This is a genomic window from Gemmatimonadaceae bacterium (genome assembly GCA_036496605.1).
In the GTDB taxonomy this organism is placed as follows: Bacteria; Gemmatimonadota; Gemmatimonadetes; order Gemmatimonadales; family Gemmatimonadaceae; genus AG2.
Genome location: DASXKV010000020.1, coordinates 29,101 through 44,984, shown reverse-complemented (window position 1 = coordinate 44,984; position 15,884 = coordinate 29,101). Strand labels below are relative to the sequence as shown.

General features: G+C 64.4%; 19 protein-coding genes. 10 read left to right on the top strand and 9 right to left on the bottom strand.

The annotated features are described in order from the left end of the window. Positions 1–111 precede the first annotated feature (111 nt). The 7 genes from cutA to VGH98_07430 all read left to right on the top strand — a co-directional run bounded on the left by cutA (position 112) and on the right by VGH98_07430 (position 6,288). Positions 112–444: a divalent-cation tolerance protein CutA gene (cutA, locus tag VGH98_07460; GenBank protein HEY2375801.1), complete on the top strand. Its 333-nt coding sequence runs from the start codon at positions 112–114 to the stop codon at positions 442–444. A gap of 86 nt (positions 445–530) precedes the next feature. Beyond that, positions 531–1,223, top strand: coding sequence for a tetratricopeptide repeat protein (locus tag VGH98_07455; GenBank protein ID HEY2375800.1), 693 nt, complete (start codon positions 531–533; stop codon positions 1,221–1,223). Further along, the gene (locus VGH98_07450) at positions 1,220–1,723 is read left to right on the top strand and encodes a macro domain-containing protein (GenBank protein HEY2375799.1); all 504 of its coding nucleotides are present in this window, start codon (positions 1,220–1,222) and stop codon (positions 1,721–1,723) included. Before VGH98_07455 ends, VGH98_07450 begins: the two co-directional genes overlap by 4 nt. Continuing rightward, positions 1,720–3,291 (top strand): transglutaminase-like domain-containing protein, encoded by a 1,572-nt coding sequence (locus VGH98_07445; GenBank protein ID HEY2375798.1) that lies wholly within the window; start codon positions 1,720–1,722, stop codon positions 3,289–3,291. The genes VGH98_07450 and VGH98_07445 overlap by 4 nt, the downstream gene beginning before the upstream one ends. Before the next feature lie 72 nt (positions 3,292–3,363). Continuing rightward, complete coding sequence (locus VGH98_07440) at positions 3,364–4,122, top strand: ABC transporter ATP-binding protein (protein ID HEY2375797.1); 759 nt, start codon at positions 3,364–3,366, stop codon at positions 4,120–4,122. 10 nt (positions 4,123–4,132) lie between these two features. Next, positions 4,133–5,848: a hypothetical protein gene (locus VGH98_07435; GenBank protein ID HEY2375796.1), complete on the top strand. Its 1,716-nt coding sequence runs from the start codon at positions 4,133–4,135 to the stop codon at positions 5,846–5,848. A 173-nt stretch (positions 5,849–6,021) separates the two neighbouring features. Beyond that, positions 6,022–6,288 (top strand): hypothetical protein, encoded by a 267-nt coding sequence (locus tag VGH98_07430; GenBank protein ID HEY2375795.1) that lies wholly within the window; start codon positions 6,022–6,024, stop codon positions 6,286–6,288. Positions 6,289–6,359: 71 nt separating this feature from the next. Here VGH98_07430 and VGH98_07425 read toward each other — a convergent pair whose 3' ends face one another. The 9 genes from VGH98_07425 to VGH98_07385 form a co-directional block, all read right to left on the bottom strand. Continuing rightward, the gene (locus VGH98_07425) at positions 6,360–6,860 is read right to left on the bottom strand and encodes a zinc ribbon domain-containing protein (protein HEY2375794.1); all 501 of its coding nucleotides are present in this window, start codon (positions 6,858–6,860) and stop codon (positions 6,360–6,362) included. Further along, on the bottom strand, positions 6,857–7,459 hold the full coding sequence (locus tag VGH98_07420; GenBank protein ID HEY2375793.1) for a cytochrome c-type biogenesis protein CcmH: 603 nt from the start codon (positions 7,457–7,459) through the stop codon (positions 6,857–6,859). The genes VGH98_07425 and VGH98_07420 overlap by 4 nt, the downstream gene beginning before the upstream one ends. A gap of 15 nt (positions 7,460–7,474) precedes the next feature. Then, complete coding sequence (locus VGH98_07415) at positions 7,475–9,511, bottom strand: heme lyase CcmF/NrfE family subunit (protein HEY2375792.1); 2,037 nt, start codon at positions 9,509–9,511, stop codon at positions 7,475–7,477. Next, on the bottom strand, positions 9,508–9,963 hold the full coding sequence (locus tag VGH98_07410) for a cytochrome c maturation protein CcmE (protein ID HEY2375791.1): 456 nt from the start codon (positions 9,961–9,963) through the stop codon (positions 9,508–9,510). Before VGH98_07410 ends, VGH98_07415 begins: the two co-directional genes overlap by 4 nt. 34 nt (positions 9,964–9,997) lie before the next feature. Beyond that, positions 9,998–10,210 (bottom strand): hypothetical protein, encoded by a 213-nt coding sequence (locus tag VGH98_07405; protein HEY2375790.1) that lies wholly within the window; start codon positions 10,208–10,210, stop codon positions 9,998–10,000. Positions 10,211–10,325: 115 nt separating this feature from the next. Then, positions 10,326–10,643 (bottom strand): DUF2279 domain-containing protein, encoded by a 318-nt coding sequence (locus tag VGH98_07400; GenBank protein ID HEY2375789.1) that lies wholly within the window; start codon positions 10,641–10,643, stop codon positions 10,326–10,328. Between the two features lies 1 nt (position 10,644). Beyond that, complete coding sequence (locus VGH98_07395) at positions 10,645–11,295, bottom strand: uracil-DNA glycosylase family protein (protein ID HEY2375788.1); 651 nt, start codon at positions 11,293–11,295, stop codon at positions 10,645–10,647. Next, complete coding sequence (mtnA, locus tag VGH98_07390) at positions 11,292–12,317, bottom strand: S-methyl-5-thioribose-1-phosphate isomerase (protein HEY2375787.1); 1,026 nt, start codon at positions 12,315–12,317, stop codon at positions 11,292–11,294. The genes VGH98_07395 and mtnA overlap by 4 nt, the downstream gene beginning before the upstream one ends. 58 nt (positions 12,318–12,375) lie before the next feature. Continuing rightward, on the bottom strand, positions 12,376–13,419 hold the full coding sequence (locus VGH98_07385; protein HEY2375786.1) for a hypothetical protein: 1,044 nt from the start codon (positions 13,417–13,419) through the stop codon (positions 12,376–12,378). 111 nt (positions 13,420–13,530) lie between these two features. Between VGH98_07385 and VGH98_07380 the strand changes: the two genes are divergently transcribed. The 3 genes from VGH98_07380 to VGH98_07370 are packed head-to-tail and all read left to right on the top strand — an operon-like array spanning position 13,531 to position 15,756. Continuing rightward, positions 13,531–14,310: an enoyl-CoA hydratase-related protein gene (locus VGH98_07380; protein ID HEY2375785.1), complete on the top strand. Its 780-nt coding sequence runs from the start codon at positions 13,531–13,533 to the stop codon at positions 14,308–14,310. Next, the gene (recF, locus tag VGH98_07375) at positions 14,307–15,452 is read left to right on the top strand and encodes a DNA replication and repair protein RecF (protein HEY2375784.1); all 1,146 of its coding nucleotides are present in this window, start codon (positions 14,307–14,309) and stop codon (positions 15,450–15,452) included. The genes VGH98_07380 and recF overlap by 4 nt, the downstream gene beginning before the upstream one ends. Then, positions 15,445–15,756, top strand: a complete 312-nt coding sequence (locus tag VGH98_07370; protein HEY2375783.1) for a DUF721 domain-containing protein — start codon at positions 15,445–15,447, stop codon at positions 15,754–15,756. The genes recF and VGH98_07370 overlap by 8 nt, the downstream gene beginning before the upstream one ends. The last annotated feature ends 128 nt before the right edge of the window (positions 15,757–15,884 follow it).

Genomic DNA, 15,884 nt, shown 5'->3' with positions numbered 1-15,884 from the left:
GCGCGAACCGGATCGAGACAAGGGAAAGGGTCGGTGGTGGGCGGAAGGTTGCTGGTGGTTGGTTGCTGGTGGCTCGATACATTGCACCAGTCACCAATCACCATCCACCACGTGCACACCGACGCCATCGTCGTTCTCACAACCGTCGCCTCCGAGGATGAGGCCGTAAAATTCGTACGGACCTTGCTCGAGCGTCGGCTGATCGCCTGCGGGACACTTCTTCCCGCCGCTCGGTCGCTTTATCGCTGGCAAAGCAAGATTGCCGACGAGCGTGAAGTGGTCGTACTCCTCAAGACGCGATCGGCGCGATTGGAATCGTTGCAAACTGCTTTTGGCGAGCTGCATCCGTACAAAGTGCCGGAGCTGCTCGCGCTGCCGGTTTCGGCAGGGTTAGGCAAATACCTCGATTGGATCAATGGCGAGACTTCTTTGGCCTTGACGTGAAGATGACGCAGTCGAAGAACCCAACGGACCGCTCCGATGCGAATCGTGAAGCTCGGAGTCCACAGCAGCCGCCTGAGCAAATACCGATGGAGATCGATCGTAGCGCCGCACCGGTTCCCGCGCCGCTCGCGGATGCGAGCAGCGGGCCAGCCGATCGAGCGCAGCGCGAGAATGATCCGGTCGCACGGGCGGCGGAGCTCGCGAACAACGGGGATCTCATGGAAGCGGCAAGCGCATATCGCGCACATCTCACGCGTCATCCGGATGACGTCAGCGCGCGTCGCGGGCTCGCCGATGTTCTCGAGCAAAACGGCGACTTCCTCGGCGCGCTCGGGGAGCTCGGACGCGCCATCGACGCCCAACCTGACGATGTGTCGCTGCTTTGTGGACGCGCCGCGGTCCAGATGGCACTGCAGCGGTATGAGCAGGCCGAGGCAGACCTTCGCCGCGCGGCGAAGATCGATGTCGACAGCGCCGAGGTGCTGTTCAACCTCGGCGTGCTCTTTTGCAAGAAGGCGCGGTGGCGTGAAGCCATAGAGCCATTGCAACGCGCGGCGGAGCTCGATCCATCCAATCCCCAAGGGCACTATTACCTGGGCGAGGCGTACAACCAGACGGACCAGCACAAGCTTGCGTTGGCGTCATATGAAGAAGCCGCCAAGCTCCAGCCGTCGAACTACCGTGCCCTGAAGGGCGTCGGAATCGTCCTCGACAAGCTAGGGCGGCCGGCCGAAGCCACCGCCGCATACCAGAGAGCCCGAGAAGCCCAACGACGGTGATTCGAGTCCGCATCGATGATCTCGCGTTCTTCGACGGAGAGGCAATCGTCCGGCCGGTGAACGAAGATCTCGGTGCGACGACACCGCTTCTCCGGCGGCTCGAGCTCGCCGCGGGGGCGCAATTGCACGATCAGATTCGTCTTCAAGAGCCGCTGCCGGTCGGTGCGGCCGTCGTCACGGCGGCGGGAGCGCTTTCCGCGAAGTTGCTCGTGCACGCCGTTGTAATGAGTCGCAACGAGCGCGTGACCTCCGATTCCGTGCGTCGAGCGCTGACGAGCGCGCTGCAACGCGTCGAGTCGTGGCAGATCAAGGATGTCGCCATCCCGCCTTTTGGACTCGGCGCCGGCAATCTCGAGGTCGACGAGAGCGCGAAGATCATGCTTGGTGTGATTTCTCAGCACCTGCTCGGTGCACGCTATCCCGAATCGATCACGCTCGTCGCCGAAACGCCTGAGGAAGAACGAGCCCTGTCACTGGCGCTCGCCCGGATTGGCCCATGACTACGCGACTCCGCCCCACGAGTCCGCGGGCGCTGGCGGCGTTGCTCGTGCTCCTGCTCTGGATGGGCGGGCTCGGATTTCTCGTTAGGCGCGAGTACTTCCGGCCGAATACGGAGCGTCTCGCGGAAGCAGCGATGCGCGTTTCGCCGGGCGCGGTGTATTACGCGGTGATGCAGGGCAATCGGCAGATTGGCTTCGCGTCGTCCTCGATCGACACGGCGACGACGACGATCTCGGTCGACGACTACCTCGTCGCCGATTTGCCGGTGGGCGGCCGAACGCATCGCGCGTCGGCGCGCACCCATGTCGTGCTCACGCGCGCGCTGCGGACGAAGGCCTTCGTCGTCACCTTCGAGGCTGACGCGGGACCAATCGTGGCCCGCGGTCGCGTTCTCGGTGACTCCCTACTGATTCTCATGCTTTCCACCGGCAATGATGCGCCGGTGGACACGCAGCGCATCAAGCTCTCCGGGCCGATTCTCCTGCCCACGCTCCTCCCGCTCGCCGTTGCCCTCGGCGAACAACCGAAGGTTGGCCGCAAGTACAACATGCCGGTCTTCGATCCTGTCGGTCTCACGCCGCGCGATGTGTCACTCCGCATCGCCGCCGAATCGAGCTTCGTTGTGAACGACAGCTCGGCGCTCGATCGAGCGACGGAGATCTGGCATGGCGTACAGCCCGACACGTTGCGTGCCTACCAAGTCGTCACCGATACGGGCGCAGGCGCGGCCGGCTTCTCGGGCTGGATCGACGAGCAGGGACGAGTCATTCAGACGTCACAGCTGGGATTCGAGTTGCGACGTTCGCCGTACGAGGTGGCATTCGAGAACTGGCGACTCTCGACGGTCAAGCGCGTCGTGGCGGAGCCGATCTCGGAGGACCGCGACATTCTCGAGACGACCGCGATCGGTGCGAATCGGCGCGTCGATCCGAACATTGCATCGCTCCGTGTCACGTTAGGCAACGCCGACCTCCGCGGCTTCGATCTCCGTAGCCCGCGCCAGAGCATGCACGGCGACACGATGATCGTGACGCGAGAACCACCGGAAGCACTCGCTGCGCCATATGCGCTGCCCGACGGCGGCCGGAAGATACTGCCGGAGCTCACGATGGCCGAGCCGCTCGTACAGAGCAATCACCCGGACATCGTGCGTTTGGCGCGGCGGCTTGCGCGCGGCCAGCACGATCCACGCATCGTCGCCCAGCGAATCAATCAGTGGGTTTATGATTCGCTCACGAAGCGTATCACTTTTGGTATTCCCAGCGCACTTCAGGTGCTACGGGCGCGCGGCGGGGACTGCAACGAGCACGCGCAATTGTTCGTCGCGCTGGCGCGAGCGGCAGGCATCCCAGCGCGCGTCGACGCGGGCCTCGCCTACATCGACGGCAAGTTCTACTACCATGCGTGGCCGGAGGTCTTCCTTCGCGACTGGGTATCGGTCGATCCGACCTTTGGCGAATTCCCCGCCGACGCTGCGCACCTGCGCTTCACCGTGGGCGGCTTGGGACGCCAGGCCGAGATGATTCGTCTAATGGGAAGACTGAAACTCAACGTACTGAGGGGCTAGAGCCTGGGGGCTCGGGTGTATCGATCCGGCTCGTTTCTCTAGCCCCTAATCCCCTAGCCCCTAGGCTCTCCGATGATCCGGCTCTCGTCCCTGTCCAAGCGCTACGGCTCGTTCACCGCCGTCGACAGCATCGATCTTTCGGTGCCGCGCGGTGAGCTGTTTGGGTTTCTCGGGCCTAACGGCGCTGGCAAGACGACGACGCTCCGCATGATCGCTGGTATCCTGCGTCCTACCGCCGGCCGCATCGAGATCGCGGGCATCGACATCGTCGCCGATCCGACGGCGGCCAAGTCCAAGCTCGGATTCATTCCGGATCGCCCTTTCATATACGAAAAGCTCACCGGCGCGGAATTCCTCCGATTCGTGGCCGGACTCTACGATCAGAGCGGCCCAAAAATCGACCATCGCGCGCGCGAACTGCTTGCACTGTTCGACCTCGAGGAGTGGCGCGACGAGCTGGTCGAGAGCTATAGCCACGGCATGCGCCAGAAACTGATCATCTCGAGCGCGTTCGTTCATCGTCCCGACGTCATCGTCGTCGATGAGCCGATGGTCGGTCTCGATCCGAAAGCGGCAAAGATCCTGAAGGATCTCTTCCGCGAGTACACGCGTCGCGGCCATACGATAATGATGTCGACGCACACGCTCGAGGTCGCGCAGGCGTTGTGTGATCGGATCGGGATCATCCAGGGCGGGAAGATTCGCGCGTGCGGCACCATGGACGAGCTGCGCCGCGATGCCGAAGCAGGCGCAACGGGCCTCGAGCACATCTTCCTCAAGCTCACAGGCGAGAACGCGGCGCGCGAACTGGTCGCGGTCTTGAACGCGTAGAGGGCTGAACGTGGATCCGAGAGCGGACACGGAGCCAGTCGGCGTACCGAATCCTGGACTTCTTCACCTGCTATTGCCGAAATACCTAACGGCGAAATCGCGCGCGCTCGCTGGCGAGCGCCGTCGCGGCGCGCGTTGGCTCGTCCTCGGAGTTTTCGGTGTGTTCTTCTGGGCGTTCATCTTCGGCGTCGTCTTTCGGCTGCTGCGGTATTTCCGGGACGTGCAGGAGATTGGTCCGTTGCTCGCGGGGAAGCTGCTCGGCCTGATTCTCATCGGCTTCTTCTCGATCTTGCTGCTGTCGAACGTCATCACCGCGCTCTCGAGCTTTTTTCTCGCGCGAGACCTCGACCTTCTGGTCGCCGGACCAGTCGATTGGCTCAAGTTGTATGGCGCGAAACTGCTCGAGACGCTCGTGTACTCGAGCTGGATGGTCTTGCTGATGGCCGTACCGCTTTTCGCGGCGTTCGGCGTGGTGTTCTCTGGTGGCTGGTTTTTTCCGCTCGTCGTCGCCGCGCTGCTGATTCCCTTCTTCGTCATTCCCGCGGCAATCGGCTCCGCCGTCACCCTTCTCCTCGTCAACATTTTCCCGGCGCGGCGGACCCGCGATATCCTGAGCGTGATCGCGATTCTGACGGCGAGCGGAATCGTACTACTCTTCCGCCTCGTCCGGCCGGAGCGCTTCGCCAAGCCCGAGGGTTTTCGCTCGCTCGTCGATTTCATCACGCTGCTGCGGACGCCGACGTCGCCGCTGCTGCCTAGCGAGTGGGTGCAGCGCGCAACGATGGCATGGCTCACCTACAAGATCGATCTCCTTCCCTGGTATCTGCTCTGGTCGACTGCTGCGGCAGCGGTCGTACTCGGCGCGCTGCTGCACTGGCGCCTGTATCCCCAAGGCTTCAGCAAGGCGCAGGAGAGCGCCGAACGGTGGGTGCGGGGGACGCTGCTGCGCCGGTTCGCCGATTGGGCACTCGCACCGTTAGGCGTGTTACGTCGGGAGCTCGTCCTCAAAGAGCTGCGAGTCTTCTTTCGCGACACCACGCAGTGGTCGCAGCTGCTGCTTCTTGCAGTGCTGGTCGTCGTGTATGTGTTCAACATCAAGTTTCTCCCGCTGAAGGGCGACGGCATGACGTTTTTCCTGCGCAATGTCGTGCCCTTTTTGAATCTCGTTCTGGCTGGCTTTGTGCTCGCCTCCATCGCCGCGCGCTTTATTTTCCCTGGAGTGAGCCTCGAGGGGCGTACGCTGTGGCTGCTGCGATCGAGCCCCATGTCCGTGCGCGATCTGCTGTGGTCGAAGTTCTGGGTCGGAACGCTGCCCCTTCTCGTGCTGGCCCTCGTCATCGTCGGCGTGACGAACTATCTGCTCCAGGTGAGCGCGTTCATGTTCGTGGTGTCGGTCGTGACCATCGCGGCGATGACGCTTGCGCTCGCGGGTCTCGCCCTTGGCTTTGGAACGCTGTTTCCGCAATTCGAAACCGAGAACGCCGCGCAGATTCCAACCTCGTTCGGCGGCCTTCTCTTCATGATGGCGTCGGTGGCGGTCATCGGCGGCGTCGTGGTCCTCGAAGCGCGTCCGGTGTACGGCTATTTGAGCGCCCGCGCTTTTGGGGGCCCAAGCGACATTGGCGAGATGGTCCTCGGCTTCGGCCTCGCCGCCGGGCTCTGTCTGTGCTCGACGCTCGTTCCGATTCGTGTTGCGTTGAGACGACTCGCCTCGATCGAGCGATAAGAGACAACGCCGCCATACGGGGCAACGCCGTGCGTCGGTTGCGCCCTCGATCAGCTGCGCCGTCAGGCAGTTACGCGCTTCCCGCCAAGACTGTGACGCCCCGGTGAAAGCGAGGGTCGATGATGTCAGGCCACGTTTTCTCGTGTGCCCCCACCCACCCTTTCGGAGGAAGTATGAAGCGCCTCACCATCGCCGCGGCTGCCGCGGCTCTGATGCTTGCTGTTGCTCCACGGCTCCACGCCCAGGCCACGCAGCAGGCGAAGCCGGACACGACCGCCGCTGCGAAGAAGGGCGCCAAGTCGTCCAAGAAATCGGCCTCCGCCAGCGCCGCTGCGCCCAAGTCGGAAGCGTCGGCCAAGACGGCCAGCACCAAGTCGAAGAGGGCCAAGAAGTCGACCAAGGCCAAGACCGACAGCACGGCCGCGAAGAAGAGCGAATAAGTTCTATCTGGTTCGAACAGAAAGCCCCGGACGAGTCGTCGTCCGGGGCTTTTGGTATCTTGAGTGTCTGCTCATGCCGCGAGTCGATGGCCGCACGCCGCGCAATAACGCGCGCCTGGCTCCTCGACGTGCCGTCCGCACTGCTCGCAGCGCCCCGCCAGATAGCGACCGCACTCGGAGCAGAAGATCGCGTTCGGCTCCGGCCGTGGTCCGTGCACCGCACACGTCGGACGCGCCGCTCGATAGGCCCGGATCGCCGTCTCGACATCGTCGTCGTTGGCGGCGTCGGTCTCGGAGTGTGGAACCGACGCTCGCATGCTCGCGAGTGCCTGACGAGTGTACTGCTCTTTGAGCTGCGCGTAGTCTGCCTCGGAGAGCTTGCCAGTCGCACGATCGAACTCGATCTCCCGGAGCGCGGCGACCGCGATGTCGTCGGACAAGGCACGCGGACGCTTCGTCGCGGCTACCGGGCGCGACCGTGCCGGCTCGAAGAAGAGCGGGTATAAGACGAAGCCGAGCGCGCCAATGGCGAGCAGCGTGCCCACGACGAGCGCAGCGATCGCTGCGCTCATCGATCGTCGCGCACTGCTTGTTCGAGCCGTGCGATCTCGTCATCGGTTGCGCCTTCGGGACGCGCGGATCGCTTCGGCGCGGACACGACCGCGGGCGTCGTCTTCTTCCAGTTGCGCAACACGACGAGGACGAACGCCGCCCCGCCCGCGAGCGCGACAAATGGCGCGAGCCAGCCGAAGAGATTGAATCCTGCTGCCGGCGGCGCCATGAGCACTCGCTCACCATAGGTGCCCACGAACGCCTCGATGATCTCCTGCGCACTGTAGCCGCCGGAGACGAGCGCCATGACGTCGCGGTGCATCCCTGGAGACACCTGGCAGGTGAAATCAGTCGTACGACACGTGTAGACGTCGAGCGTGCACCCGCACTGGCAGCGGATGCGGTGCTCGAGGTCGTCCCGCTCCGCGGCGCTGACGACGATGCGCGCCCCTGGCTTCGGCGGCAGACGGACTGGCCGCGACGCGGATTGATCCATCGCGAACAGGTTGGCCGAATCGAGTCGGCTCCCGGCTTGCGGCGCCTGCGCACCGAGCGAGGGGGCAAGGGCCACTCCGGCTGCCCCCGCGATGGCACGCGTGAGAAAGTCCCGCCGTTGCATCAGCAATTACTCAACTCAAACCATGGCCGCGGCAACGGGCTCGGCGTGGGCCGGCGCGAGCACGGACACGTAGCCTGCCTGACGAACACGGCGCCGTTCGGCCTGGGGCCACATGACAATCAAGCCGCCGATCGCCATGAGCGCGCCACCGAGCCACACCCACACGACGAGCGGGTTGAAGGTCACGCGCAGCTCGGCGACGTCTCCGCGAACGCCCGCAAGCACGACGTACGTGTCCAATTTCGCCGTCGTCCGGATGCCGACTTCGGTCGACGGGTCGAACGTCGGCCGCTCGGCGCTGTCGAAATACTGGCGCTTCTCCGACTTGATGAACCCCGTCGGTTGCCCATCACGGAACGTCTCGAGGGCGACAGACGTGACCATGCGATTCTCACGCTTGTCAGTCGAAGCGCCCTGGCTGACGAAGCGCCAGTGATGGCCGTAGGGATCATTCGTCTCAAACTCCTGTCCCGTCCGCAGCGTGATATCGTACTCGCTCTTGAACGCGAGCCCCGCGAACGCGGCGAAGAGCATCACGATTCCGGCATGAACGATGTAACCGCCGTAGCGCCGGCGATTCCGCGCGACGAGCCTGACGAATCCAACGGGAATGCTCTCGCCGTGAATGGACCGTCGCGCCGAAACCCCCTTGTAGAACTCCTGGATGATCGTTGCGGAGACGAAGGCCGCGAGGGTATAGGTCACGATCGCGTACCCGCGCCCCATGCCTAACGCCGCGAGCAGGCCGCCGAACACGACAGCACTGAGCGCCGGCACCAGAAATTGCCGCTTGAGATTCGCCGTCGATGCTTTGCGCCAGGCAATGAGTGGCCCGATCCCCGTGAGCGCGAGCAGCAACAACCCGAGCGGGCGATTCACCGCGTTAAAGAAGGGCGGTCCCACGGTGATCTTCTGTCCCCGCACCCATTCGGACAGGATCGGGAACAGCGTCCCCCACAGCACGGCGAACGCGATCCCGACGAGGACAAGATTGTTGTACAGGAATGCCGCCTCACGGCTCACCATGCTCTCGAGCTCCGCCTTCGCCTCGAGGCTCTTGAGACGCGTTGCAACGAGATAGATCGTCGTGCCTGTCGCAAGGAAGAAGAACGCGCCGAACCACGATCCCACTGGCGACTGCGCAAACGAGTGTACGCTCTCGACCACTCCGCTGCGCGTTATGAACGTACCGAAGATCGAGAGCAGGAAGGTTACGACGACGAGCACGACATTCCACTTGCGCAGCATCCCCCGCTTTTCCTGAATCATGATCGAATGCAGGAACGCGGTGCCGGTAAGCCACGGCAGGAACGATGCATTCTCGACCGGATCCCATGCCCAATAGCCGCCCCATCCCAGTTCGACGTATGCCCACCACATGCCGAGCACAATGCCACAGGTGAGGAAGAACCAGGAAAGCAGCGACCATCGCCTAACGACCGCGAGCCATTCGGCGTCGAGTCGGCGCGTGATCAGCGCCGCGATGGCGAACGCGAACGGTATCGCCGTCGCAACGTAGCCGAGGTAGAGGTTGGGTGGGTGGATCGCCATCCCCGGATTCTGGAGCTGCGGATTCATTCCCCGGCCATCCATCGGCGTCCAGTCGAGGCGCGCGAATGGATTCGCCTTGAAGCACGTCGTCGCGAGGAAGAAAACGAGAATCGCGCCTAACGTGCCGGCTGCATACGGAATGAGCGCTCGATTGCGGTCACGATTCGCGTAGACGGCGATCGCCGAATAGAGGGACAGGATCAGAGCCCAGAAAAGCATCGAGCCGGCCTGACCGCTCCAGAACGCCGTGAAGACGTAGACGTTCGGCATGTTGGCGCTGATGTGACCGGCCACGTACTCGAGCGAGAAATCCCGCGAGAGCAGCGCCGTCCACAGACCGATCGATGCGGCGAGCACCATGGCGAAGGTCGCGTAGATCGCGCGTCTCCCGCTTGCGATCAGATCGTCGCGCTGAAGGGCGCCGCCGGCGAAGGAGACCGTCGTCGCCCAGGCCGCCATCAGGAGCCCAACCCACAATGCCAACTCCCCAATGAGAATCACGCGCGTGATCCTCCGCCGGCCGCGCTCTTGTAGCCGGGCGTGTCGCGGTATTTCTCCGGAGCGTTCTCATAGCGAGACGCGCACTTTGCGAGCAAGGTCGTCGCGCGGAAGGTGCCGTCACGCCCCATACGTCCCTCGACGACGACGTCGACGCTATCGGTGAACGTGTCGGGCGCGATCCCGCGATACACGACTGGCAACGTTCGCGCGCCATCGGTCACGCGGAAAGCGTACTCACGTCCGCCTGGATCGCGCTGAATCGAGCCCGGCACGACACGCGCCCCCACCTTCACGCCAACGTCGCGGAAGGTCGAATCGGCCGCGAGCTTTGCCGAAAGCTCGGTCGGCGTCATGTAATAGACGCCGGTCTGCTTGATCGAGCTCGCCATCAGGTAGCCGACCGGGCCAAGGACCAGCAGGCCACCGAGCAAAAACTTCGTTCGCGCTTTCATGTCCGTAATCCGTTAGGCAATTCCAAACGATGCATCACCCGCGGCGCTCACCCGCGAGCCGCCGCACGCGTGCCATCACCGAGTCCAGGTCGGCCTCCGCACGCGCACGCTCCTCGGGACTCCAGACGCCGATGTTGCGATTCATTTGCCGAACTCGCTCCAGCATTTCCTCGATCAGTCGTCGGAGCTCCGGGTTGGACCGGCGATCGTGCAACGATTCACTCGACGGCTGCTCATGAGTGGGCACCGGACTTGGCGGTTTGGCCATGCGTCGGAACGGTTGGAGGGTCCACCGGTAAATCGCCGAGCCCGTCGATAGTTCAACCTGGCGCAATATAAGGCAAGCACTCGTCGCCCGGTCCTCATCGGACCGACTGCTGGAGCAGAAGCGTCGCCGCTGCCGCCCCCGCCGCGTCCCATGTGAGATCCCGCACGCTCGGCGTTCCTCCGCTGTGCGCATCCCATACTTCTTTCCCCACGCTCACTGCTGCAGTGATCCCCGTCGCGGCAACCAATGACGCACTATGGCTTGCGCCAGTGGCACGAACCGCACTGTAGCCTACGCTCTGCACGAAGGCGCCCATGAAGAAGTGCTTCACCTTGTCCACGCCAAACCAGCTGTCGCCACCCGGATGGTCACCGGGACCGTGGAGTTGTAAGACGAGAAGGAGTCGAAGCATTTCAGGCGACGTTCTGCGCGCTAGCTCTTCGAACGACACCGAGTTGGCCGAGGCGCGCGCCGATCAACTGGAGCGAACCAGCCAGCAGCAAGCCATGATCGCCCTGATGGATCCAGCTGCTCGCGCCAGAGGGATGCGGCAGCGGTATCGCGACGCACTGCCCAGCGACATGATCGACCATGTGCTCGCGGCCGATCAAGTCCTCGAGCGGAAGCCGGGGCAGAAAGCGTTCGATCGCCAGCCGGCCAACCGGAATCAAGAGCCGCGGCCGAAGGAGCTGTAGTTCCGCGTCGAGCCAGCCTGCGCAGTTCGCACGCTCATCGAGCGACGGCACGCGATCACCACGGCCGCTCGGACTCGGTCCGGGGTAGCAGCGAGTGACGGCGGCGATGTAGATGCGATCGCGCGCGGTCGCCTCGTCCAGTCCGATTCGCTCGAACCATCTGAAGAGCGTCTTGCCTGCTCGTCCGGCGAACGCGTGTCCACCGCCGCTCTCGACCCGGCCGGGTGCCTGACCGACGAGCATCACGCGCGGGCGTCGCGCGAGCGACACGATCGGCTGAACATCGCGGAGCTCGCATCGCCGGCATGCCGAAAGGGCGCGGCAGTGTCTCTCGAGGTCCTGCGCGAGCTTGCTCTGCCTAACGGTCATCCAAGTCGATACGGCGGGCGGTGAACGCCGCGGTCGGTGACGATCGCCGTCACCAGATCCGCGGGCGTGACATCGAATGCTGGATTATAGATGCAGACACCGGCCGGCGTCGTCATGGTGGTGCCGAGGTGTGTTATTTCGTCCGCGTTTCGCTGCTCGATGACGATGTCGCTGCCGCGTTCGGTTGCCGGATCGAGCGTCGAGGTCGGCGCGGCGACAATGAATGGCACATCGTGGTACCGCGAGGCGATCGCAAGGTTGTATGTCCCGATCTTGTTGGCAACATCGCCGTTCGCGGCGATCCGATCAGCGCCGACGAGACAGAGATCGATTCCCCGCTCGCGCAGGAGGGACGCCGCCATACCGTCCGCCAGCACGGTGACCTGAATGCCGGCGCGCTGTAGCTCCCACGCGGTGAGCCGGCTGCCCTGGAGTAACGGCCGTGATTCGTCGACGAAGACTTCCACCGAACGACCATTCTCGACGGCGACGTAGATGGCGGCGAGGGCGGTGCCAATGCCGCCGGTCGCGAGCGCGCCGGCGTTGCAGTGTGTGAGAACGCGAGCGCCGTCTCTCAACAACGGTGCGCCGTGCTCGCCGATCCGCCGACACATGCGGCGATCGTCCTCGAGAATCGACGACGCTTCGTCATGTAACGCGGCGATGATCGCCATGCCATCGCCGCTCACTCGCTCGGCGCACCGCAGCATGCGATCGAGTGCCCACGGAAGATTCACCGCCGTCGGCCGCGTCGCTCGAATCGCGGACGACGCCTGGCCTGCACGCGTGAGCAGCGCCTCGCGTGTACCTCTCGCGTTAGGCGCCAGCGCGACGACGAGTCCCATGGCGCCGGCGATGCCGATCGCGGGCGCGCCACGCACGGCTAACGTGCGGATGGCGTCCGTTACGTCGTCCAGGGTCCGAAGGTCGCGCTCGACGAGCTGGCCGGGAAGTAGACGCTGATCGATGATGCGCACGCCGAGCCCATCATCGGACCAGCGCACGGCTTCAATGATTTGCACCGGGGAAAGTTAGTCATCGTGTCATCGGGAGAAGCGAAGTTCCGCCGGAGTGCGTGCATCAGGCAGCGTCTCGCTCGTCCTCCTCCTCGTGCCGCGGACGTCGACGGCGCTCGGGGAAATGGCGATCGAGGAAACCGATGAGGGCTCGCTCTTCGGGTGAATGTGCCTGGCCTCGATTTGCGGCGGCACGGCGCGCTGGTGGAAATGCGATCGCGTCACCCTCGTCGACGTAACGCGCGATCACGATGGGATGCACGTACGACTTCCGGCAAATCGTCGGTGTGTTGCCGAGCTCCGACGACACGAGTCGCATCGCGAGCGCGACGTTGCGTTTGGCTTCGCGCTCGCTGTGTGGTGCGCCCAGTTCGGCGAGCACGGTCGCCGCGCGGAGCGTCCCGCCCCACGTGCGAAAGTCTTTCGCACTGAACTGTCGGCCGAGTCGATCGTGCAGGTAGTTGTTCACATCGCGCGCCGTGACGTCGCACCAGCCGCCGTCGACGCTGCGATAGCGGAAGAGGCGCGAGCCCGGCGCGGCGAGCTGCCGTGCGACCAGCTTGGAGAGCTCGCGGCTCACGATCACCTGGCGTTGCTTCTTGTTGCTCTTGCCGAGGTATGAGAGAACGACGCAATCGCCATCGATCGATACATGCTTCTTGCGCAGCGTCGTTATGCCGAACGTGCCATTTTCGCGGGCATACCGCTCGCCGCCAACGCGGCAAAAGCTTTCACTGATGAGCCGCAGCACCGTCGCTGCGACCGTCTCGCGGGAGAGTCGGCGCTGCGCGGCATCGCGGCGGAGCACGGCCCGCATTTGCGGCAACGACTTGGCAAGCTCACGCACTCGGTAATACTTCCGCAGCTCTCTGCGCTCGACGGCGCGCTCGTGGTAGCGATATTGCCTTCGGTTGCGCGCGTCGTAGCCCCATGCCTGGATGCGACTCTGCGCACTCGCGGCAATGCGCACGTCGCGCCACGCCGGCGGAATCCGCAGTGTGTCGATGCGATGAAGCGTGCGCTTGTCCCGGACGGCGCGGCCCGCTTCGTCGACGTAGCGAAAACCCGATCGCTTCGTGCCTTGGCGGAGTAACCACTTGGTCGCCATACGACAGTAGGGGAGGGCAAGAAGGAGACCCGAGTCAATTAGATTCCTCGCGACCGTCGTTCCCGCCTTTCTCGAGTCTCGTCTTCGCCTTTCCCTCCCCGCTGGCACACCATGGCTTACCAGCATTTGACGTTGTCCGTCCAGGATCGCATCGCGACGCTGACGGTCAACCGCCCCGACAAGCTGAACGCGTTGAACGGAGTAACGATCGGCGAGCTCGGAGTGGCCATCGACGAGTTGCAATCGCGCGATGACGTGGCGGGCGTGATTCTCACCGGGGCTGGTCGCGCGTTCATTGCGGGTGCGGACATCTCCGAGTTGTCGGGCCAGAGTGCGCTCGAGGGCCAGCGACTGGCGCGTCGCGGCCAGGAGATCTTCCGGCGCTTCGAGACGTGCTCTAAACCAACGGTCGCCGCGGTGAATGGATTTGCGCTCGGCGGCGGCTGCGAGCTGGCGATGGCGTGTCACATTCGCATTGCATCCGAAGCAGCGAAGTTCGGGCAGCCGGAGTCGAAGCTCGGCCTCATTCCGGGGTACGGCGGGACGCAGCGGTTGCCACGACTCGTCGGGCGCGGGCGCGCGTTGCAGCTGCTCCTCACGGGGGAGATGATCGACGCGCAGGAAGCCCATCGCATCGGGCTCGTGAATCGTGTGGTGCCGGGCGATCAGCTGCTCGCCATCGCGGCGGCGATGATTCAGCAAATGCTCATGAATGCGCCGCTCGGCCTCGCCGCCTGCATCGAGATGGTCGACCGCGGTCTGGAGATGCCACTCGACGACGCGCTCGCGCTCGAGGCGACGTGCTTCGGCGTGCTCATCTCGACGCGCGACACGGCGGAAGGCACGCGAGCATTTCTGGAAAAGCGACCGCCCCGATTCGCCGGCGCGTGAGCAGCGTGGCCACCGCGGCGCGGATCGATACACTCTCGATCCGCGACTTTCGCAATCTCGAACGTATCGACTTGACGCTTCCCGGGAACGGGATGCTCATCGTCGGGCAGAATGGTCAGGGGAAGACGAACCTGCTGGAGGCGATCTACTACTTGCAGCTGCTCCGATCGGTGCGAGGGGCTCGCGATCAGGATCTTGTCCGTTTCGGCACCGCTGGATTTCATCTCGGTGCTCACGTCGCGAGCGATCGCGTGAGTGAGATCGGTGTCGGCTTCGAGCGCGTCGGCAAACGAAAACGCGTTCGGCTCGACGGCGTCGTCTGCGAGCGGCTGGGTGACGCGGTCGGGGCGATGCCCGTGGCGATGTTTTCGCCCACGGACGTGGAGCTCGTCGCGGGCGCACCCGCCCTCCGCCGGCGATTCCTCGACATCCTGCTTGCCGTGAGCTCGCGGGCCTACCTGCGCGCGCTGCAGCGATACCGGGCTGCGCTCGTCAGGCGAAACGCCGCGTTGCGGGATATGGCGCGTCTTCCGGCCGCCCGCACCGACGCGCGCGTCGAGGTCTGGGAGGAGCCACTCGCCGAGTACGGCACAGTGCTCTGGGCCGAGCGCGAAGGCTGGGTGGAGAGCGTCGCGACACGCTTCGCCGATCTCGCGCGCACGATTGGCGGCGACGCCCTCGCCATCCGCTATGCGAGCGCGGCTCCCCCACTCGAGGGCACCGATCGCCGCGCCTCGCTGGCGCGACTCTTCGAGCAGCAGCGCACCGCCGACCTGCGCTTTGGCCTCACGCGTTCCGGTCCACACCGTGATGATTTGCTCATCACGATCGCGGGCGCGGACGGCGTGTCACGCGAGCTGCGCGTCTTCGGCTCGGCGGGTCAGCAGCGCACGGCGGCGATCGCGCTACGGCTGCTCGAAGCCGCGACGTTACACGACCGACGCGGCGGCGCTCCGCTGGTTCTGCTCGACGATCCCTTCGCCGAGCTCGACGCGCCGCGGACGCAGCGCATTGTCGACCTGCTGTCGGAGAGCGGGCTGGGCCAGACGATTCTCGCCGTGCCGCGCGAGACCGACGTTCCGGGCGGCTTGCCGAAGCTTCAGCGTTTTCGAATCACGGCCGGAGCCTTACGCGGTGAGTGAGCGGAAGAAGAGGAAGCCCGAGCCCGTCGCGAACGTCGTCGCCAATTTCCTCGACCAACGCGGACTGCGGGATCGCGTCGAACAGGCTGGGATCATTCCCGAGTGGGCGCGGCTGGTAGGCGATCAGATCGCGGCCGTGACGGAGCCGCTCTCGATTTCCGCGAATGGGACGCTCTTCGTCGCGGTGCAGACGAACGCGTGGATGAACGAGCTGTCGTTGTTGGAGCCGGAGCTCCTGAGGTCGCTCAATACGAGGGCAAAACGGGCTCCGATCAGGAGGATACGCTGGCAGTTGGCGCGTTGAGGCGACGGGCCCGCCGGTGTTCATGGAAGCGGAGCTCGGCGAAAAGTGATAAGTCGTTGGGGCAATGAAGTTTGCAGCGGAAATCACGGGTTGCGATACGCTGTGTCGGAGGTTAGCTTTTTCAGGTT